Below are 21,430 nucleotides of genomic sequence, written 5' to 3'. Positions count from 1 at the left end.
GATACTCGAGATGCCTGTCTTGCTGGTCCAATGGCGGAAAGATAGACGCTCAGCAACCCTAATAAACCAGCTGAGAATAAAATCGGCAAGGAAATGACCATCTTCATATCATTAAAAAACCTAACTCTAAAAAGCTGATGTTGTAAAACAAGAGCTTCATAAAAATGGTTCCTGTGAAGATACCAATTGGAATACCGATCAAGCTCAAAAGCATCGCTTCTTTAAACACAATTTTGCGAATTTGAGAAGGCGTAGCTCCAATGCACCGTAGAATACCAAATTGTGAAATCCGCTCTAGCACAGAAATATGGAATATATTATAAATAACCGCTATGGTGCAAATTATAATAATCGCGATGACAGCAGCGTAAGCCAGTATGAAGCTTTTATTCACCCCTTCATACGTGCTTTGGCCATACAGCTTTAGCAACTCATTATTATACTCAATTCTCAAATTATCAATACTGTATTCCCGATTCAGTTGCTTGGCAGAATCTTGCTCAACATCACTAACACGTAATGACGACAACAGCTTTTTTAAGGGCTGTAAGGCGATATTGAATAGGTGTCAGGTATCCCAAGGTTCCGTGAATTCGATGCTTGTTAAACCAGTTGACGTAATCGTATAGTTCCAGTTCCAGATGATGAAGGCTTTGGAAGCTCATCTGGTTGATGAACTCCGTTTTCATGACTTTATAGGTGGCTTCAGCCACCGCATTGTCATAGGGGCAACCCTTCATGCTGAGCGAACGGCCGATTTCAAAGGTCTTCAGAAGCTCGTCCATTTTTTCATTTTTAAATTCACTGCCTCGATCCGTATGGAACCACTGAATGTGACGGAGATCGCCCTCTACGGTAGCAAAGGCGCGGGAAACCAGAGCCGCATCCTTGTTTGGGCCCACACTATGACCGACGATTTCTCGATTGAACAAGTCAATCAGCACGCAAATGTAATGCCACTTGTTTTGGACCTTCACATACGTCAGATCACTCACAACGAAGCGCTTGGCTTCCGTCTGCTCGAACTCACGATTCAGAACATTCGCTGTCGTCGCTTCATTACAAGACGTTTTACGGGGATTATACGGAGCGATCGTGTAGGTGGAGACCAGCCCCTGCTCTTTCATGATTCGCCCAATACGACGTCTGGAGACGGCGATTCCTTGTTCATGGAGCTTGGCTTTGATCTTGTGTGTGCCGTAAGCTTTACGATTCTTGTAGAATATTTCGACAATCGCTACGGTTAGTTCATCCGCTGTCTTTTGATCCTTGGCTTCATAGTAGAATGTACTTTTTGCGATTTGCAGGACGTTGCACATTGCTGATACCGAGTATTTATCACGGTTATTCTGGATGATAGCTACTTTCGTCCCATGATCAGCGCGGCTTGCTTTAAAATGTCGTTCTCCATTTTTAAACGTTCGTTTTCTTTTCGTAAAGCAATCAGCTCATTTTCTTCTGACGAACGGTTGTCCTTCTCCTTGAAGGAACCCGTGGTCTTGACTTGCTTGATCCAGCGATCCAAAGCCGAGGCAGTGAGGCCATATTCCTCAACCAGATCCGCTCTGGATTTTCCGTTTTCATATAATAGCACCATTTGTTTCTTAAACTCTGCTGTAAACGTACGTCGTTGTTTTGGCATTGTAGAGATCCGCTCCTTAGCATGATAGGTTTATTCTACAAGCCCTCATTTTTATTGTCCAACTAAGTGTAGCCGATCCAGTAAGCAAGCAATAAGAGCGTGACCAAAAATACTCTTTCCAAAGCGATTTTCGGATGATTGGGAATTCCTTCTTGATAAGCCTAGAGGATGCACTCTTATAAGCATTCAAAAACTTGGAAATATCCGTATTCGGATGAGTTTTCATGAGGATGTGAACATGATCTCTGTCATGTTTCCATTCCTGCAAAGAGATGTTGTAATTCGGCTGAATGTATTCGAATATCTCTTTTAGACGTTCAGATATTTCAGCAGTAATTACCTTCCTGCGATACTTGATTACTAGAATCAAGTGATAATGGGGCAAGAACACTGAATGGTTATTTTAGTCTAATTTCACTGATTTCATAACCTTTTATAAAATACGACTGAATATTCTATAATGGTATCTTAATTTATAACAGTCAATGTTGATCAGACTGTTGCCATTCATCCCCCACTTTTAGAAGATGGGGGAATTCTGACAACTAACGGTTAAAATTCGATTCCTTAGAGGAATGGATTCCTTCTTAATTCAGATACCGACATGACTCGCCCTTTATTCTCCGTTTCATTCGTCATTGATTGAGTTTCTGATGAAGTGGAGGAACGATCGTCTTCCTCCTGCAGTACAATCTTGAATGTCCCCTTACCGGGAAGTAAGACTTGGCATAAAGAATTCTCTTTGTTCATGTTTGACAACTGCTCAATTAACTCTTCTGTCTTTTGAACTTCTATCATATGAATCACCTCTCCATGTAAGATCATGACCAAGTTTTAATACCTACATTATCCGTTGTCAAAGGGGCTCTACGGATATACCCCAACTGCGAATGGGCGAGCTCCAACCGGAACGGTAGCAATCACTGTATTAGTGTCTCCATCGATCACTGAAACGGTATTATCATCCTGGTTTGACACATAAATACGACTGGTTAATGGATTGACCCCTACTCCATTTGGATTAGTTCCGACCGGAATGGTAGCAATCAATGTATTGGTTAGTCCATCAATCACAGAAACATTATCAGTATCTCGATTTGCTACGTAGATAGCATTCGTAAATGTATTAACGCCTACTTCGGCTGGAGTAGTCCCAACAGGAACAGTAGCAATCACTGTATTGGTTAATCCATTGATTACAGAGACAGTGTTACTGGTGAAATTTGAAACATAAATACGGTTAGTATCTGGATTTACCCCAATTCTGAATGGATTAACTTGCACTGGAATAGTAGTAATCAATGTATTGGTTTCTCCATCAATTACAGAAACGGTATCAAAATTAAAATTGGCTACATAAATCAGGTTAGTTGATGGATTGGCACCTATCCCAGTTGATAAATTGAGACCCGGAATAATAATGGTATCTATAACTGTATTGGTCAATCCGCTAATTACCGTAACATCTTCAGTTAAGTCCAATGAATTAAAATTTGCCGTATAAATAGCATTAGTAGCTATATTGACCCCTACATCCCCTGCTTCATCCCCAGCTGGTACAGTAGCAATCACAGTGTTACTTTCTCCATCAATAACGGATACGTTGTCGCTGGCTCTGTTTGCTACATAAATACGTCCCGTTAATCGATCGACATCAACTCCCGCTGGATTAACCCCAACTGGAATGGTAGCGATCACTGCATTGGTTGCGCCATCAATCACAGAGACATCGTTACTGTTGAAATTGGCTACATAAATGCGATTGATTGATTGCGATCCTGCTGGTCCTGCTTCTCCTTGAGGCCCTGTAGATCCTGTAGGTCCTGTAGGTCCTGTAGGCCCTGTAGGTCCTGTAGGTCCTATTGGACCCGTTTCTCCCTTTGGTCCTGCTGGTCCAGCAGCGCCAATTGCTCCCGCAAGTCCTGCAAGTCCTTCGGGTCCAAGTGCGCCAATTGCACCTACAAGTAGTTCTGCTACTCCTTGGGGTCCAATTGCACCCGCAATTCCTTGGGGTCCAATTGCCCCAATTGCTCCTGCCAGTCCTGCAAGTCCTTGGGGTCCAAGTGCTCCTACAAGTCCTTCAGGTCCAGCTTCTGCAATTGCTCCTGCCAGTCCTTGAAGTAATTGCTGTCCTTCTAGCGGGGGACACACCCGTACTGCTTTTTTTATAACTTTTTTTCTAATAACTTGAAGACGACGTTTCTTTTTTTTTTCTTTTGGATGGCACACAATTACTGTTTTCTTTTTACACCGTTTTTTTCTAACCGGACAACTCAACAACGGCACCTCCCTAATAAGATTGTTCAGTGTACGTGAGTCGTTTATTTCAGGCATGGACTAATAGCCGACTATTGGCTAGACTATAAACTATTTTTAGTATATCGGGCCTTATGGTTGGGTAGTGTTATACCACAACCCCTACTGCCCGTTAGTTCAATAAATAAGAACGCTCCTGCGAGCATGTAGTTCTTAAATAAGTTACTGAGATTTATCTAAGCACTAAGAAAATACTTTAATTGCTTTGCACACTTAATTGCAGATCGTTAGCGGTAGCATTTAATAAACTCGACAGCTTTGCTGATATCGACCTCCGGCTGAATGCCGACCTCTCGCTCAATCGTCAAATAGCCCTTATACCCGATCGCTTGAATCATCTTAAAATAAGCATCAAAATCTACGCCGCCCTCGCCAAGCGGCAGCTCCGAAAAATCCGGGCCTTTGGATGCCATTTGTGCGATTTGCCTATGGTCCATTTTTTCATAGCCTAGCGCTCCATACACTTGCCGGGGGTCCACGATTCGGTGGCGCACGCCATCCTTCACATGCGTATGCACAACATAATCCCTCAGGATGTACAGCCCATTCACAGGATCATCCCCAGTGACCATGACCATATTCGCCGGATCAAAATTAACCGAAACGCCACGCGATCCTAGCGTATCCAGGAATGCCTTCAAATGCGCCGCTGTTTCCGGGCCTGTCTCAATCGCGAAATACGCCTGTTGACTAGTTGCATAATTCGCCAGTTCCTCGCAGGCCTGCTGCATGGACGCGTATACTTCGCTGTTCGGATCGTCCGGTACAATGCCAATATGGGTCGTGACAATGTTCGTTCCCAGCTCAACCGCTAAATCCAGAATGCGTTTGGATTTTTCGATTTTTAACGGATTGGCCCGTTTATCTTGAAATCCATGTCCACCTAAATCGCCGCATAACGCCGATATTTCAAGACCAAGCTGAGCAATTTCCTCCTTGAGCTGCTTGCGCTTGGTTCCTATCAGTACAGCAGGGTCCATCTCTCCATCTACTGCATATATTTGCACGCCCTCCGCTCCAACATCCTTTGCCAAACGCAGGCCTTCGCTTACGCCGACGCCGAAGCTATCGACGATTACTCCAATTTTATTTGTAAGCTGCATGCTTTACACAACTCCTTTAATTAAGCTCCCCCTTAAATTCGCTTTCCACTGTCGTTGTTCCTACCGTTTAATAAAAAAGGATGCAGTCGCACACATCCAGCGCACCGAGGCTGCTTTTACAATCCGGATTCCACTTGAACATATCGTGCTGAAAGCCTGCTGGAACACTTATAGCAAGCAACCGAAAAACCAAAAAAACAGCCGCCACCCTTTAAAGGATGACGGCCGTTGCTATAATTAAACCGTAATACTACTCATTGACTCACTGACTAAAATAACTAGGCTCGCCCTGCACCTATCCCCTGCCGCCGCGAAAACGCTGTGCATGGGCGCGGGCTTCATCCTCGTTCGTCACACGATTGCGGCTCCACTCAATTAAGATGCGGTCAATGTAGCGGAAGCTTAGCTTCCCAGCAAATACCGCTTCCTTAAGCGCAAAGCGAATAAGCTCTTCTGCATATTTATCCTCATCCATCCACCCGCTAATGGTCTCGCATTCGATTGGCGACAGCAGTCTGCCAAACTCCTGCTCAAAAATATTAAACAAATTGACCGGATTTGCTGTGCGCTGCACCGGCTGGCGCTGCGCCTTCTCCGCTTTTTTCGACTCGCGTTTTTCCAGAGCTGCCCATTCCGCTGCCTTAAGCAGCCAGCCGCTCCAGTTATATTGCTCGGATTGGATGCCTGTATGAGAGTCCAGGTGCTCGTCAATCGCTAGGAAGCCTTCTTTCATCAGCTTTCCCAGCTGCTCGACAATGCTGCGCTCGCTTGCGTCCATACGCTCCGCCAGCTCGTCTGGCGTCGGGAAGCCATTTCCCTCCGCATCACGAAATGCCATAAGCTGCAGCAGCAGCAGCAGCTCGCTATCCGTCAGCCCAAGCTGCCGATAAGAACGCAGCAGCAGGGCGGATATATGCACACCGCCCTCCTCCATTACAGCCGCCATACCGCGCGAGTAAGCTTTCCAGATGTCATCATTGCTCACTGCTTGCCCGCCTTTCCATGAAAACCTGCTTTAAACGTTTGTTTCTCCTGCAGCCTGTGCTTGTACCAGCGTATACGTATCGCGAGCAATCAATAGCTCTTCATTCGTAGGAACAACCAGTACCTTCACACGCGAAGCTTCTGTGGAAATAACCCGCGCTTCCTTGCTGCGCTTTGCATTTTTCTCTTCATCCAGCTCTATGCCAAGGAAGGTAATGCCGTCGCATACCGCTTTGCGCAGCGCCGAAGAGTTTTCGCCAACGCCGGCCGTAAACAGCAGTACGTCAATGCCGTTCATCGCAGCCGCATAAGCACCAATATATTTACGAACGCGATACGTGTACATATCAAAAGCAAGCTTCGCATTGCGGTCGCCTTCCTCCATTGCTTCCGTTACTTCGCGCATGTCGCTGCTGATGCCAGAAATCGCCAGCATGCCGCTATGCTTATTCAGCATGGAATTAACTTCGTTAAGCGTCAGCTCTTCTTTATTCATAACAAAAGGAACGATCGCCGGGTCAAGGTCGCCGCTGCGCGTACCCATCATTAAACCTTCAAGCGGCGTCATGCCCATGCTCGTATCAAATGATTTGCCGTCCAAAATCGCCGTACAGCTCGCGCCGTTACCAATATGCGCCGTAACCATTTTAAGCGACTTCAGTGGCTTTCCAAGCAGCTCTGCGCCTTGCTGGCTCACATATTGGTGCGATGTACCGTGGAAGCCGTAGCGGCGTACCTTGTGGCGACGGTACAGCACCTGTGGGATCGGGTATAGATAAGAAGTATTCGGCATCGACTGGTGGAACGCTGTATCGAATACAACAGCCTGTGGAACGCCCGGCATATTCGCTTCAACCGCCGTAATCCCCATCATATGGGCTGGATTATGCAGCGGCGCCAGATCAAACAAGCGGCGAATTTCAAGCTTAACTTCAGGTGTAACAAGCGTGGAGCTGTTGAATACTTCTCCGCCATGTACAACGCGGTGGCCGACCGCTTGAATTTCATCCATTGTCGCGACTGCGCCATATTCGGCATGAGTCAGCATGTCAATAACCTTTTTAACTGCCGTCACATGGTCCAAAATTTCGCTCACATCGCGCACTTCCGGCTTGTCTGCCGGTTCATGCGTCACGATGGAGGAATCCATGCCGATCCGCTCAACTCGGCCGCTTGCCAGCACCGATTCATCGCGCATGTCGTAAAGCTGATATTTCAGAGAAGAGCTTCCTGCATTAATAACGAGTACTTTCATTAGATCCGATCCCCATCCTTGTCATATTTGAAAAAGCCAACGCCAGTTTTAGCACCCAGTTGACCAGCACGCACCATTTTTTTCAAGACGATGGAAGGGCGGTATTTGAGCTCGCCATATTCACGGAACATCCGGTCAAGTGCAGCAAGCACCGAATCGAGACCGAAGCGGTCTGCCATCTCGAAAGGACCGTGCTGAAAGGAATAGCCGATACGCATCGCGCTGTCGATGTCTTCCGCAGAAGCGACGCCTTCCTCCAATACATGCAGAGCTTCATTTATGAACAGGCAAATAAGGCGGGATGTTACGAATCCTGGTGATTCAAATACCATGACGCCTTTTTTATGAATAATTTCTTCAACGAAATGTTTGGTGCTCGCAAAAGTATCTTCGCTCGTTTTAAGACCACGAACAATTTCCACCAAATCGATTTTCAATACCGGATAGATGAAATGAAGCCCGATAACCCGTTCCGGATGTGCAGATGCACTAGCCAGCTCCGTTAAGCTGAGTGTGGAAGTATTGCTCGCCAAAATAACATCAGCACCGCAAATGTCGTCTATTTGGCTAATGACAGCCTTCTTGCTTTCCAAATCCTCTGTAATCGTCTCAATAACCAGCTCGCATTCAGCCAGTGCATCATAAGACACGGTCATATGAATACGATTCATAATCAATTTCTTCTCGGCCTGTGTCAAAGCCCATTTCTCGATCTGTTTGTCCAGGCTAAGCTCAATCATTTGTTGGCCATATGTCAATCTTTCTTCCGAAATCTCGATTAAATGAACGTCCAGCCCTTTCGAGGCCAACATTTCGGCAATGCCCTGGCCCATTGTTCCTGCGCCAACTACGCCAACTTTTTTGATAGACATGATTCTCTCCTTGTCGTTTCCCTACACAATGTAAATGAGAAACATTCTCTTTATAGTTATGTTCAATGTTTATTATAACGGTTTTCTGAAAAAAAAGAAGACAGACATGTCGTCCGCCTTCAAATTGTAATAAATTGAGGATTATTCATGCTGAATTATTATGCGCTATGTGACAACTTCTTAAGCAATTCACGAAATTCAACGCCGCTGAGCGTTTCTTCACGAATAAGGACATCAAGTGCGTCCAGAAAAACTTGACGCTTCGTCGACAGCATCGCTATCGTCTTGCCCATTAATTCGTCAAGGATGGAGCGATTGATTTTCGCCCATGCATCAGGCGTCATCATTTCGGGATGAATAATGCCGAGCTCCGTTAAGCCCGATTCGACAAGTGTCCGAACAATGTTCATCGCCTGGTCAAAGTCGCCGCGCGACCCTGTGCTGCGATTGCCGTAGAAGATTTCCTCAGCCGCCGCTCCACCAAGCGCAATCATAATTTGCCCATTTAGAAAATCCCTTGTGTACAAATACCGGTCCTGCTCCGGATTATGACGAACGTAGCCTAGCGCCTGACCGCGCGGGGACAAGGCAACCTGAGACACGCTGCCAGGGCGGAGCAGCTCTGCTGAAATCGCATGGCCGAGCTCATGCAGCGCCACACGCTCGCGCTCCTCCTTCGTCGCCTCGCGATCCGTCTTCTCGCCCATCATGACCTTGTCAATGGCCATAGCCAGATGCTGCTCCTCAATGACCTCGCTTTGCTCCCGCATCGCATATATCGCGCCTTCGTTCATGACACTCTCAAGCTGCGCACCTGAGAAGCCGAACGACTCGGCAGCGACCTTCTCCAGCTCCACCGTATCGGCAAGTGGCTTGTTGGCCGCATGGATATTCAATATTTGATAGCGCGCTTTCTTGTCCGGCAGCTCTACGCCAATATGGCGGTCGAACCGTCCGGGCCTAAGCAGGGCGCTGTCAAGCATTTCCTTACGGTTCGTTGCCGCAATAATGAGCAGCCGCGGCGCTGTATCAGCATGAATGCCATCCATTTCCGTGAGCAGCTGATTGAGCGTTTGATCATATTCCCGATGCTGCCCGCCATCGCGCTTGCCGCCGATTACCTCGATTTCATCGATGAAAATCACGGCGCTTTCCTTGCCTGCCTTCTTCGCTTTCGTGCGGGCTTCCTTGAACAAATCGCGAATCCGGCCCGCCCCTACTCCGACGTACATCTCAACAAACTCACTGCCGGAGGCTGCCAAATAAATCGAGTCGGTATATTGCGCTGCTGCCTTCGCCATTAGCGTCTTCCCGGTTCCCGGCGGCCCCGTCAGCAAAATCCCCTTCAAGGGACGAATACCCAGCTTGCTTAATTCTTCATGCCGGACGAGAAAATCGAGCGCCTCGATCAGCTCCTGCTTCGCCCGCTCCTGTCCGCCGATTTGCTCAAAGGAAAAAGGCATGCTGTCCGAGACCTTTCTCCGCTTCGATCCTGAAGCATGCGCGAGCTTTCCTCTGCCGGTCGCTAAATAAACGACAGCAGCTGCGATGATTGCAAGCAGCACAAAAGGCATTAAATTCACATTCACAAATAAAAGAAACACAATCAAAACCGGAATAAAGCCAATTGCTATTTCGATGCCGTATTTACGCATAACTGGACACCTCCAGCTGCGCGGCTACGCGCGGAAGCACGATATACTTCGTAGCTGTACCATCTTTCAGCGTAATATAGATATTACTGTCATCGATATCGGTAATGGCCTCCACACCTGAATGTTCATCCGCCAAAGCTTTAAGCGTCTCGGGAATAGCGGAATAGTTTTTATGCTCCATCGCTTCAGCCACTTTGAATAAAGACGATGACCATAGCTGATCCAGCTTGGCATTCGAGCCTGTATTCGCAATATCGAGCTGAATGTCGCGGCTCTGGGCGACAGATTTGCTTTGCTTGACTATCGTTTCATATACATGCTTTAAATCCGCTCCGGCTGTAAGCGTCAGCGGGAAAGTAATACGGTCCGTATCCATAATAGGTGTTTCGGATGAAGCAATGCCTTCTATTTGATCAACCGCCTTGGCAAGCGGAGCTGCGAACGCAACCTGATGATAAATAAGCCAACCTCCAAACAAAACGAGGGCGGACGCAGCAGCTGTTAGCAAAATCGGCATAATCCTGAGTTTGAACATCGTAAAAATCCCCCTCTCAAAATGACGGTGATATACCACTCGTATATCAATTCCGATACACGAAAGTATATCACATCGCCTTTTGAATAAGGGGGTGTAATAATAGCCAGCAATTCCAACTGTTACAGCTAAGGCATCCGTTACAGCTAGGACGCCTTGTCACCTACTAAACTATATTTCTTCACGAACGTTCCATCGCGGAACGAATAATAAGCATAATAATATTTTGTAATCGTGTCCTTGCGGCTATAAAAAATTTCCCATACCGGCTCGCCGTTTAGCAGACCTGGCTGTATTCTTTTAATATCCGCATCGGGCTCGCTGCTCAGTAAAGCAGATTCCGCCTGCTCTTCTGTAATATGCTCAGTGGCTTTCACCGTCAGCACAGGAGCTTCCGCTGTCGTCAGAAATACGTACACCTCTTGTTCATCAGCGGTATTTCCTTTTACGACCCAGGAAATGCCATCCCACACCTGCTTCGTCATGCCCGTAACTTCCGTCAACTGTGCAGCTTCTACAGCATGCGCCTTGATCGGCGCTTCCTCAGCCCATAAATCCTTATGGACAGCACGGTAATAAATAATCGTAACGGTCATCAATGCGATAACGAAAATAACTGAAATAAAAACAGACCGTTTTACCGTCCAAAACGGCTTTCTCGTTCTCGCCCGCATTATGCCTTCAACAGCCTCTCGAAGCTCGCCTCAGCATCATGACGAATTTTCTCTTCATCGAGCAGTGTGCATTCGCCATCCCGTACAACCTGGCGCCCGTCTACCCATACATGCTTGACGTCGCGACCGGAGCCGGAATACACCAAATGGGACACAATATCCGTCTGTGGATAAAAATGCGGCTGTTCAATATCGATGGCGATGAAGTCAGCCTTCATGCCCACACGCAGACGGCCAATGGAATCCTCCTGCCATATGGAGCGAGCGCCGTATACGGTTCCCATGCGCAAAGCTTCAATAGCTGGTACAACCGTCGGATCTCCGGAAACACCTTTATGCAGCAGAGCCGCAAATTTGATTTCCTTGAACAAATCGAGATTGTTATTGCTCGCCGCGCTGTCCGTACCTAACGATACAGTTACGCCTGCGCGAAGCAAATCTGGAACGCGTGCAATGCCGCTTGCCAGCTTGAGGTTGCTGACCGGGTTATGAGATACAGCTACTTTGCGGTCAGCCAGCAGCGCAATTTCATCGTCATTTAAATGTACCGCATGAGCCACGAGTGCCGGGCGCGAGAAGAAACCTAAATTGTCGAGATGTTGAACGGGACGAACGCCATAATCGCGAACGTTTTGCTCTACTTCGGCAATCGATTCTGACATATGCGTATGCAGCGGCAAATCATAATCATGAGCTGCCTGCACAAATTTCTCAATATAATCTGGCGGGCATGTATAAGGCGCATGCGGCGAAATCATCGTCGTAATGCGGCCATCGGCCTTGCCGTTCCAATCGCGTGCGAAAGCAATCGCTTCCGCCAGCTTCGCTTGCTGCACATCCTCTGGACACAGGCCGATGACGCCGCGCGTCAGACAGCCGCGAATGCCTGCCTGTTCCACGACTTCAGCCAGCTGGTCCATGCGGTCATACATATCCACGAAAGCTGTCGTACCGGATTTCAGCATTTCTACGACGGCAAGCGCGCTGCCCGCACGAGTATCAATATCGATGTATTTGCCTTCCATAGGCCACATTTTTTGCTCCAGCCATACTTGCAGGTTCTGATCATCGGAATAGCCGCGCAGCAAACTCATTGCTGCATGCCCGTGCGTGTTTACTAGGCCCGGCATAAAAGCAAGCTTGCTGCCGTCCAGCTTTTGCACATCGGCTTGCAGCCCAGTTGGAGCTTCAGCTCCGATATATGTAATGCGATCATCGGTTACAACCATATGCCCTTGCAGCACATGCTCGCCATCCTCCATCGTTACAAAACGTCCATTTTCAATCCAAATTTGGCTCATTTTCGTCATCCCTTTCCCTCTCCAAGTAATACGCCAGACTTAGCAGCTCTTTCGTAAAATCAGCATGATGAATGCGAATTTCCTCTGGTACCTTCAATATCGCCGGGGCAAAATTAAGCAAGCCCTCGATGCCCGCATCAATAAATTGATTAGCAACGTTTTGCGCTTCAAAACCTGGAACGGTTATAATGCCGATTCGGATATTGTTTTCCTCAACCGTTTGTTTCAGCATATCCATCGGCATAACGGTCAAATTATTAATTTGCGAGCCGATTTTAGATGGATGCACATCAAACACCGCAATGATTTTCATATTGTCTTTGGAGTATTTATTATAATTGCACAGCGCATGGCCTAAATTACCCGCACCGACAAGCGCCACATTAATTGTCTGATCAAGCTTGAGTATTTGGCGAATTTTTTCAATTAAATACGTCACATCATAGCCAATGCCCTTGCGGCCAAAATCGCCGAAATACGCCAAGTCCTTGCGGATTTGCGCCGGATTTAAATCCAGCTTGACGCCAAGCTCCTGGGACGAAACGGTTTGCACCTCCCGGTTGTTCAGCTCGTTCAGCACTTGCAGGTAAATGGGGAGGCGTCTTACGACGGCCTCCGATATTTTCGTCTGCTTCACCCGTTCTCCTCCTCCTTCTCGGCACCAAGCCATTCTTTCATTCTCGGTACAATTTGCTCGATATGCATATGCTCAATTTTCGGACCAGGCAAGGAATACAGAAAATGCTTGCCATAATACGTTTCAATAACCCGCGTATCATAAATAATGACAATGCCTTTATCCTTCGCCGTTCGCACGAGCCTGCCAAATCCCTGCTTGAAGCGAATAACCGCTTGCGGGATCGACAGCTTCATAAATGGATTTTGCTTTTGGCGCTGCAGCAATTCCGACTTGGCCTCCAGCAGCGGATGATTTGGCGGTTGGAACGGCAATCTAACGATAGCAAGGCAGGTTAATGCTTCGCCTGGGATGTCAACGCCCTCCCAAAAGCTGCTAGTACCAAGCAGAACAGACTCTGGCTGCTGCAAAAACCGCCGCGTCAGCTTCGTACGATTGCCGCTGTCGATGCCTTGGCCCAGCACTTGAATGCTGGTGGCCGCAAGCGCCGCCTTAAGCGGATCGTATACCTGCTTGAGCATTCGGTAAGAGGTAAACAGCACTAGCATTCTGCCATTGGTTTGCTGCACCGCATCTGCCAATGATGAGACAAGCATCGAAATAAATGCAGGTTCACCCGCTGAGCCTTTAAGTACAGGGAAGTTGCGCGGAATGATAACGAGCGCCTGCTCCCGGTAATTAAACGGCGATGCCAGCTGCACGGTACGCAGCCTGCCCGCTTCTTCAAAACCGCCAAGTCCAAGCTGCTCTTCAGCGAACTGGAATGATTTTTGCACGGAAAGAGTGGCCGACGTTAAAACAATGCTGTCCTTCACATCGAATAAATACTGCTGAAGCTGGCTGCTCACATCAATGGGCACCGCATAAAGATGCAGCGAACGATGCTTGTAGGTCATATTGGCTTCCAGCCAGAATACGTCCGTCGTCTGATCCACTTTCATGAAGCTACGCAGATCATCCTTGACTCTAGTCAAATCGCGCAAAGCGCCATTCAAGTCCGTTACAAGCGCCTGTACCGCCAGCTCATCGATGCGATCTTTAATCTCCTCGGACATTTTCTCTGCTGTCTTCAGCACCCGAATGAGCTCCGTATGAATATTCGTCTCCTCGGCGAGCACTTCGGACCAGCCTTCCGGGAGGCTATCGCCTCGCAAACGATAAACGGATTGATTGTTTTCACCCGTCGCATCAGGAGATGCTTGAACGAAGCTGTACAGCATCTCAAACAGCTTTTCCCAATGCTCTTTCACTTCCGTGAATGTCGGGATAATCGTATCTATCGTTTCAAGCCAGCCTTGAACCCGCTCATCGCTTTCCTGCTGAAGATGTATGCGCAGGGATGGCAGCAGGCCGGAACGGCTGTCCTTAAACATCCGCGTAATCGCATTCGTTATCGAATAGTAGCCGAGCTGCATGCCCAAATGCTTGCTTGCTACTTCCTCCACATGATGCGCTTCATCGACAATCAAATGGCTGTAAGTCGGCAGCAGCCGATGATCCGCCTGAATGTCTGTAAACAGCATGGAGTGATTCGTAATGCACACATCCGCAATATTGGCTTCATGCTTCGCACGATGGTAATAACAACGTTTAAACCAAGGACAAGCCCGGTTCAGACAGGAATCTGCATCACTGGCAACGGTAGACCAGAAATCCGTCCCCTTGTTGCTGAAATTCAGTTCCTCCTGATCGCCTGTTTCCGTCTCGCCAAGCCAAACGACCATTTGCGAGGCCGTAATCGCATCGTCAACGGGGGACATCATATCCCTCGTATTTATTTTACTTTCAAACTTGCGCAGGCACAAATAATTCCCTCTTCCCTTGAATATGGAAGCCCGGAATTCTATCGGCAAAATCTGCTTAAGCAGCGGTACATCGCGGTGCCTGAGCTGCTCTTGCAAATTAATGGTATGCGTACTGACGACTATCTTCTCATCCTGACGGATACCATAATAGAGCGCGGGAATTAAATAGCCCAGAGACTTTCCTGTACCCGTTCCCGCTTCAATGAGCAAATGGCGTTTGCTGTCAAGCGAGTCAAACACTTCATGGAACATCGTCGTCTGCGCTTCGCGTTCTTCATAATTAGGAAATTGTTCAATAAAGCGCTGCTTGATTTCATCCAAATATTGCTCAAATGACATATCCTGCAAAGGCGAGGCTCCCTCTTCGCTGCGCGCGGGCTTTTCCTCTGTCCATTCTCTTGCCTTCAATGCAAACTGGTTGAAAAAATCATAGTCTGGAACACCCATTACTATGTTCTGTTCCACTTGCTTAAGCGTCAGCGTAATGAACCAGCTTAAATCGCTGCCATTGTCTACAAGCGAAGATAACCGCTGCAAAGTCAGCAGCGGCAAGCTCCGAAGCTTTTGTACAGATTTGGCGAATATAACGGCGGTCGCCATCGCATCGCTATCAGCGCGATGATGATGCTCATGCGTAATGCCGAACAGCTCAGAAACAGCACCCAGCTGGTAAGACGTAATCGATGGAAAAAGAATGCGCAGCAGCTCAATCGTATCGAGCCTGCGTCCGGCAAACGTATGATAACCGCTGCGATCGAGCGCCTGATTCAAAAATCCAGCGTCAAAATTGACATTATGCGCCACAAGCACCGCATCATCAAGCAGCGGAATCATGTCCATCAGCACGTCAGACAGCTCCGGCGCATCCGCCACCATCGCCTCGTCAATGCCGGTAAGCTGCGTAATAAACGGCGGTATTGCAATTGTCGGCTTTACAAACGAATTATACGTATGAATAACTTCAAGATCATCATCAAGGAGGACCAGCCCCACCTGTAAAATATCATCAGAGGCGCTGTGTCCGGTCGTTTCCAAATCAAGCACTGCATATTTCATAAAATAAATCCGATCCTCTCACAAGCAGCATAGCTCCGTGCTGCCGAACAATAATGACAACTGCTGCGGACGTTCCCGGCAGCTCTGCAAATTATTCAGCGGATCCTTAAAGCTTGGGTCCAGCTCATAGGCTTTAAGGAAAAATTGCTCTGCCTGCTCCAAGTTTAAATGAACCGCTTGAATGCACCCAAGGGCATTATAGCTTAAAGCGAGCCATTTCGGATAGTCCGTAAGTCCAATTAACAGTTGAAAATGACGCTGCGCCTCACTCCAATTTTGCAGATGCATGTTCGTCATAGCCAAAAACAGCCTTGCCAAATTGCATTCCGGCAGGTGGTTTACAGCAAGCTGGAACTGCTTTGCAGCATGGGAAAACATAAATAATTGATAATAACCTTGACCTTTGGATATGAGCTCCGCTTGCTCCACAGTCATGCCGGCTATAGGCTGCTGCGAAACGAATGGCTTTTCTGCTTGCTGCGGTGGCAAAGGCTGCACAGCCGCTGTTGCTTGGCCTTCATACTCCACTGCTGCTGTAAGCAGTGAAGCACTTGATTGCTCAGCTTCAACCTCTGTAAAACCGGCAAATTTTTCTTCAAAATCAATCCACTGCTCAATTAACGAATCGCTAATCTGCTTTAAAGCGTAAAGCTGCTCGTCATAATATTGCTTCTGTTCCTCCGCCGCCAGAGGGTAGGAATCAATAATGTTGTCGAGCATTTCGTTCATCGTCGCAAACATATGCTGGAACATCATGCATCCCGCCTTCACCAAAGAATTGAGGAGTGATAACCTCATTCTTTGTTAAGCGGGTGCTTTTCATACTTGGAACCAGCCTTTACATAAAGGAGGAACTGACTACAGCCTGCTTACAAAATCGTCGCATGAATTTCTTCAATCAATTGCGACACTGGACGGTTCGCCCCATCCAAAATAACGACGCGCGGCTTGTAATTTCTAGCCTCTTCCTCGGTCATCGATGCATAAGAAATAATGATGACCGTATCTCCCGGCTGTACGAGGCGGGCAGCTGCGCCGTTCAGGCAAATAACGCCAGAGCCTCTTTCCCCTTTTATAACGTACGTTTCTAAACGGGCACCATTATTATTGTTGACAATCTGTACTTTTTCATTGGCCCAAAGATCCGCCGCATCCATTAAATCCTCATCAATGGTAATGCTGCCGACGTAATTGAGGTTTGCCTCCGTTACCGTCGCGCGGTGCAGCTTTGATTTCATCATCGTTCTAAACATTGCCATTCACCTCCACAGGTTCAAACAGCTCATTATCAATTAAACGGGTCGCTCCGAATTTTACAGCTAAAGCCAAAATATAACGCTGCTGGGTCCTATGAAACGGTGCCTCAGCTTCAGGTGTCGCAAGCGCTGGATATTCGAGCACTTCGACATAATCGATGTTAGCAAGCGGCGCTTCGCTAATCGCAGCTCGCACTTTGTTCACAAGCGCTGCTGGCGTTAACGAGGCGTCTTTCATCCATTCCCGTGCCTTCGCAAGCGACGAAGACAAGACGACGGCCTGTGCCCGCTGCTCCGCATTCAAATATACATTGCGCGAGCTTAGAGCAAGGCCATCCGGCTCCCGCACAATCGGGCACGGCACGATCGTTACCGGAAAATTCAGATCATCGGTCATTTGCTGAATGACCGCGACTTGCTGGGCATCCTTCATGCCAAAGTATGCCCGGTCTGGCTGTACCAGATGAAACAGCTTGCTGACGACCGTTCCAACGCCGTCAAAATGACCCGGACGCGATGCGCCGCATAGGCGGTCTGTTACATCACTGACGAGCACTTTCGTCAGCACCTTGCGCGGATACATTTCGCTGACTGATGGCATAAACACTAGATCAACGCCGTTTTCAGCAGCGATGGACAGATCGCGCTGCTCATTGCGCGGATACGTTTCAAAATCCTCGTTCGGCCCAAATTGCAGCGGGTTGACGAAAATCGACAGCACAGTGATATCATTTTCTGCTGCTGCCTGCCGCATTAAACTGGCATGTCCTTCATGCAAATACCCCATCGTTGGCACAAAACCGATTCTTGGCTTGCTGCCTCCGCTCCACATCTTAGTTTGCTGCTCTTTTAGCTCATCTATGGTTCGGCACAAAATCACGCTGCTCAGTCCCCTCTCCAGCCTGCCGGCTTTCACCCGCACCATTTACACCATTTGCGTGCTCGCGGGTCTCTGAGCCGCCATAGAGATTGTCTACAGCGTCCTCAGATCTTTTACCGAACACATGCTCCTCCGCTGGAAATTCTCCGGATTTGACTTCACTTACAAAAGCTCCGATGGCATCGCGTATCGTCGAACCGATGTCCGCGTACACTTTAACCATTTTTTTCTTAATGACAGGCGATGAATATTGCAAAATATCGTGATACACAAGCACCTGTCCATTACATCCGCGGCCAGCCCCGATCCCAATCGTTGGAATCGACAGCTCCCGGCTAATACGATCCGCAATCGTCTCCGTTACAAGCTCCAGTACAATGGCGTAAGCGCCGGCCTGTTCAAGTGCCTTGGCATCCTGCAGCATTTGCTCAGCTTCCGCTTCATGTTTTCCTTGTACCTTGAAACCGCCATGCGTGTGGATCGATTGCGGCTTAAGGCCAATATGGCCCATCACCGGAATGCCCGCTTTGACAAGCGCTGCCACTTCGTCTGCAATTTCGACGCCGCCCTCAAGCTTAAGCGACTGGCCGCCGCCCTCCTGCATCATTCTGGCTGCATTGCGCAGCGTTGCTTCACGCCCAATGCCGTACGTCATGAAGGGCATATCCGTCACGATGAAGGTATTCCGCGCTCCGCGTGCCACCGCTTTCGTATGATAAATCATATCGTCTAAAGTGACCGGAAGCGTCGTATCGTAACCGAGCACCACATTGCCAAGCGAATCCCCTACAAGAATAATATCGACGCCAGCCTCCTCCGAAAGCATAGCCGACGGATAATCGTAAGCGGTCATGACGGTAAGCTTATTGCTTTCCTCTTTCATTTGCTGCAAGTTCGTTATCGTTAAACGTTTCCTCATCTTGGCCTCATCCCTTCTTCAATTCTGTTTTAGGATAAACACAAAAAAACCTTTTAGCCGTCGCTAAAAAGGTCCCCAAACGAAAAAGGAAACGTATACCACTTTATTGCTTCCTTCTGTCTCGGTCCTTTCGGCTCAGAGCAGACTGCCTTTACTACCAATAAATCCTTCTTGCAAATCCATGCCAAAGCTGGCATGAGGTTTAGCACAGTGCAGCTCCTTTCAGATACCGCCCGTTAACCCCATACTAGCAAAAATATGTCGATTCGTAAATATTACTTACTCCGAGGCTCGCCCATTTCTGCAGAAAAAATAAGCGCCTGACTGCCGTCCGGCTTTTCTACGATAAGCGCTCCGCTAGCATCAAGCCCCCTCGGCGTGCCTTCAACAACACCTTGCGGCGTAATGAGTGTAGCTGGCTTGTGAAGCGAAAGCGAAAGCGACTCCCAAAGCGTCACAATCGGGGCAAAGCCTTCATTTTGATAAAGCTCATACAGCTGCTCCCACTCCAGCAAAAAATCTGCGATTATCGCTTCGCGAACTTGCTTCTCGCCGCTTGCCAAACGCAGGGAGGTCGCTTTTTCCAAAAGCTCCTCTGGATAGTCGGCCTGCTGCAAATTAACGCTGATGCCGATTCCGGCAATTACATAGCGCAGCCGCTCATCCTCTGCGGCGGATTCGAGCAAAATGCCGCTAATTTTCTTGCCATCGATAAGCAGGTCATTGGGCCATTTGATGCCGATGTCGAGCTTCGTCAGACGCTTAAGGCTGCGGCAAAGCGCTACTGCCGTGAGCAGTGTGAGCTGCGGCGCAAAATAAATCGGCACCATCGGACGCATGACCATGCTCATCCATATGCCTTTGCCAAGAGGGGATATCCAGCCCCTGCCCATGCGGCCCCGCCCGCTCAGCTGCTGCTCAGCAACAACGAGCGTACCTTCCTCCGCTCCGGCTTCAGCTAGCGATTGCGCAATATTTTGCGTCGATTCCACCGATTCTAGCACCTGCAGCTTTTGGCCAAACCTTTTGGTTTTAAGTCCTGTCAGCAAGGCGGCTAGATCGAGCTTGTCCGGCATGGAAAGCAGACGATAACCGAGCCTGCGTGAAGCTTCAAATTCATATCCTTGTGACTCCAGCTTGCGTATTTGCTTCCATATTGCCGTACGGCTCACTTTCAGCTCGCGGCTAATATGCTCGCCCGATACATATTCGCCTTCACGTTCCGCAAACAAACGCAGCAGGTTTTCATGGCTCATCCGTCTCTTCCTTCCATCTGTCAACTTGTTTCAGCAGCTGTTCCTGCGAATTAGCCAGCTCTCCAAGCGCAACAAGCAGCAGCAGCCGTTTCAGCGTCTCACCCATCCAGGGCCCCGGTTTGCGATCCCAATAGGCCGCAAGCTGATTGCCGTTTATCGCCAGCTCCTTAAGCGAGGAAATATCCATTTGCGACAGCCAATGCTTCATCCGCGGTAAATCCGCTAAAAAAGGGTGCTCCCGCCCATTTGCCTCTGCAATATGCAGCCAGCTTGCTGCTGCCTCCCGTCCATACCGCAGCACTGCTTCAATCCAGCTTGTACGCAGCTTCTCTTCGGTCAGGCTTCGGTTTGCGATCAGCTCATGATGCAGGGATATGATCGCCATAATGATGCCGCTGCGGCTTCCTGACATGCGCAGCGCCTGCAGCGTTGCCTTTGCCTCCTCTGGCATAACGCCTGGCCTCGTCAGCAATGCGGCATAACGAATGTCCACGCTATCTAGCGCGGTCAAATAGTCGAGCTGAACACGCTCCGCCTTAGCTGCTTCAGCAAGCAAGACACGAGCTGCCGGCAAAGGCTCAAGCGTATAAGCGAGCAGGCCGCTTCCTGCAAGCAGCGATGCTGCATAATGCGGAGCGGGGCCGCCGATCATTTTATCAAGCTCGGCCTGCACACGCTCCATCGCTACGTAGCGCAGCAGCTCGCGATGCTTGAGCAGCGCCCGCCAAGTCCGGTACACGATGCGAAAGCTGAACTGCGAAGCGAAGCGGAGAGCACGCAGCATGCGAAGCGCATCCTCCTGAAACCTCGCTTCCGCATCGCCTACACAGCGCACCTGCTGCAACTGTATGTCGCTCATACCGCCATAAGGATCGTAATAATCGCCGTTTATGCGCATCGCCATCGCATTAATCGTCAAATCCCGCCGCAGCAAATCCTCCTTCAGCTCCGAAATAAAAGCCACGCTCTCCGGCCTGCGATGCTTCTCATATACCGATTCCTTGCGATATGTCGTCACCTCATACCCGGTTCTATCCTGCATCACCGTTACCGTCCCATGCTGCAGGCCGGTTGGAATACAATACGCAAATAAGGCAACTACCTGCTCCGGTGTCGCCGACGTCGCAATATCTACATCTTTAAGCGCGAGGCCCATAACGGTATCCCTCACGCAGCCCCCAACGAACACGGCTTCATGACCGTGCTCGTTCAAGGTTGCGAGAATGGGCAGCGCCTCTCGCATCGCTTCCGGAATCGAGGTGCAGCGCTCCATCTTCTCACCCT

21 protein-coding genes are annotated in these 21,430 nt (G+C 48.7%); all 21 read right to left on the bottom strand.

What is annotated here, in order from left to right; all coding sequences use genetic code 11:
- Positions 1 to 103: 103 nt before the first annotated feature.
- Positions 104 to 529 (bottom strand): FtsX-like permease family protein, encoded by a 426-nt coding sequence (locus tag WH37_RS18560; protein ID WP_046232095.1) that lies wholly within the window; start codon positions 527 to 529, stop codon positions 104 to 106.
- A protein-coding gene (locus WH37_RS18555) for an IS3 family transposase (protein WP_197091382.1) occupies positions 510 to 1,642 on the bottom strand; the annotation gives its coding sequence in 2 pieces (ribosomal slippage) (positions 510 to 1,396 and positions 1,396 to 1,642; 1,134 coding nt in all). Before WH37_RS18555 ends, WH37_RS18560 begins: the two co-directional genes overlap by 20 nt.
- Positions 1,643 to 1,658: 16 nt before the next feature.
- A complete protein-coding gene (tnpA, locus tag WH37_RS34820) occupies positions 1,659 to 2,033 on the bottom strand; it encodes an IS200/IS605 family transposase (RefSeq protein ID WP_231594276.1) in 375 nt (124 codons plus the stop codon).
- A 176-nt stretch (positions 2,034 to 2,209) separates the two neighbouring features.
- A complete protein-coding gene (locus tag WH37_RS18545) occupies positions 2,210 to 2,440 on the bottom strand; it encodes a hypothetical protein (protein ID WP_046232092.1) in 231 nt (76 codons plus the stop codon).
- A gap of 69 nt (positions 2,441 to 2,509) precedes the next feature.
- Positions 2,510 to 3,919, bottom strand: a complete 1,410-nt coding sequence (locus WH37_RS18540; RefSeq protein WP_052737057.1) for a hypothetical protein — start codon at positions 3,917 to 3,919, stop codon at positions 2,510 to 2,512.
- Between the two features lie 266 nt (positions 3,920 to 4,185).
- Positions 4,186 to 5,061: a sugar phosphate isomerase/epimerase family protein gene (locus tag WH37_RS18535; protein WP_046232090.1), complete on the bottom strand. Its 876-nt coding sequence runs from the start codon at positions 5,059 to 5,061 to the stop codon at positions 4,186 to 4,188.
- Between the two features lie 295 nt (positions 5,062 to 5,356).
- Positions 5,357 to 6,046, bottom strand: a complete 690-nt coding sequence (locus WH37_RS18530; protein ID WP_082110881.1) for a DnaD domain-containing protein — start codon at positions 6,044 to 6,046, stop codon at positions 5,357 to 5,359.
- A gap of 30 nt (positions 6,047 to 6,076) precedes the next feature.
- The gene (locus tag WH37_RS18525; RefSeq protein WP_046232089.1) at positions 6,077 to 7,300 is read right to left on the bottom strand and encodes an acetate/propionate family kinase; all 1,224 of its coding nucleotides are present in this window, start codon (positions 7,298 to 7,300) and stop codon (positions 6,077 to 6,079) included.
- A complete protein-coding gene (locus tag WH37_RS18520; RefSeq protein ID WP_046232088.1) occupies positions 7,300 to 8,172 on the bottom strand; it encodes a 3-hydroxyacyl-CoA dehydrogenase family protein in 873 nt (290 codons plus the stop codon). The genes WH37_RS18525 and WH37_RS18520 overlap by 1 nt, the downstream gene beginning before the upstream one ends.
- A 158-nt stretch (positions 8,173 to 8,330) precedes the next feature.
- Positions 8,331 to 9,827, bottom strand: a complete 1,497-nt coding sequence (locus WH37_RS18515) for an AAA family ATPase (protein WP_046232087.1) — start codon at positions 9,825 to 9,827, stop codon at positions 8,331 to 8,333.
- On the bottom strand, positions 9,820 to 10,362 hold the full coding sequence (locus tag WH37_RS18510) for a hypothetical protein (RefSeq protein ID WP_046232086.1): 543 nt from the start codon (positions 10,360 to 10,362) through the stop codon (positions 9,820 to 9,822). Before WH37_RS18510 ends, WH37_RS18515 begins: the two co-directional genes overlap by 8 nt.
- 146 nt (positions 10,363 to 10,508) lie before the next feature.
- Entirely contained in the window at positions 10,509 to 11,036 is a 528-nt protein-coding gene (locus WH37_RS18505; protein ID WP_046232085.1) for a hypothetical protein, read from the bottom strand.
- Positions 11,036 to 12,337, bottom strand: a complete 1,302-nt coding sequence (locus WH37_RS18500) for an amidohydrolase (RefSeq protein WP_414811930.1) — start codon at positions 12,335 to 12,337, stop codon at positions 11,036 to 11,038. Before WH37_RS18500 ends, WH37_RS18505 begins: the two co-directional genes overlap by 1 nt.
- Entirely contained in the window at positions 12,318 to 12,974 is a 657-nt protein-coding gene (locus tag WH37_RS18495) for a redox-sensing transcriptional repressor Rex (protein ID WP_046232083.1), read from the bottom strand. The genes WH37_RS18500 and WH37_RS18495 overlap by 20 nt, the downstream gene beginning before the upstream one ends.
- Positions 12,971 to 15,835: an ATP-dependent DNA helicase DinG gene (gene dinG / locus WH37_RS18490; RefSeq protein WP_046232082.1), complete on the bottom strand. Its 2,865-nt coding sequence runs from the start codon at positions 15,833 to 15,835 to the stop codon at positions 12,971 to 12,973. The genes WH37_RS18495 and dinG overlap by 4 nt, the downstream gene beginning before the upstream one ends.
- An 18-nt stretch (positions 15,836 to 15,853) precedes the next feature.
- Positions 15,854 to 16,591, bottom strand: coding sequence for a tetratricopeptide repeat protein (locus WH37_RS18485; RefSeq protein WP_052737056.1), 738 nt, complete (start codon positions 16,589 to 16,591; stop codon positions 15,854 to 15,856).
- Between the two features lie 113 nt (positions 16,592 to 16,704).
- A complete protein-coding gene (gene panD / locus WH37_RS18480) occupies positions 16,705 to 17,088 on the bottom strand; it encodes an aspartate 1-decarboxylase (RefSeq protein WP_046232081.1) in 384 nt (127 codons plus the stop codon).
- On the bottom strand, positions 17,081 to 17,971 hold the full coding sequence (gene panC, locus WH37_RS18475; protein WP_046232080.1) for a pantoate--beta-alanine ligase: 891 nt from the start codon (positions 17,969 to 17,971) through the stop codon (positions 17,081 to 17,083). Before panC ends, panD begins: the two co-directional genes overlap by 8 nt.
- Complete coding sequence (gene panB, locus WH37_RS18470) at positions 17,946 to 18,890, bottom strand: 3-methyl-2-oxobutanoate hydroxymethyltransferase (protein WP_046232079.1); 945 nt, start codon at positions 18,888 to 18,890, stop codon at positions 17,946 to 17,948. Before panB ends, panC begins: the two co-directional genes overlap by 26 nt.
- Positions 18,891 to 19,165: 275 nt before the next feature.
- Positions 19,166 to 20,146: a biotin--[acetyl-CoA-carboxylase] ligase gene (locus tag WH37_RS18465; protein ID WP_046232078.1), complete on the bottom strand. Its 981-nt coding sequence runs from the start codon at positions 20,144 to 20,146 to the stop codon at positions 19,166 to 19,168.
- Positions 20,136 to 21,419, bottom strand: a complete 1,284-nt coding sequence (locus WH37_RS18460) for a CCA tRNA nucleotidyltransferase (protein WP_046232077.1) — start codon at positions 21,417 to 21,419, stop codon at positions 20,136 to 20,138. The genes WH37_RS18465 and WH37_RS18460 overlap by 11 nt, the downstream gene beginning before the upstream one ends.
- Positions 21,420 to 21,430 lie beyond the last annotated feature (11 nt).

Source organism: Paenibacillus algorifonticola (assembly GCF_000971975.1).
GTDB lineage: Bacteria > Bacillota > Bacilli > Paenibacillales > Paenibacillaceae > Pristimantibacillus > Pristimantibacillus algorifonticola.
Note: the sequence above shows the minus strand (reverse complement) of the source record. Positions and strands in the feature narration are given on the sequence as shown.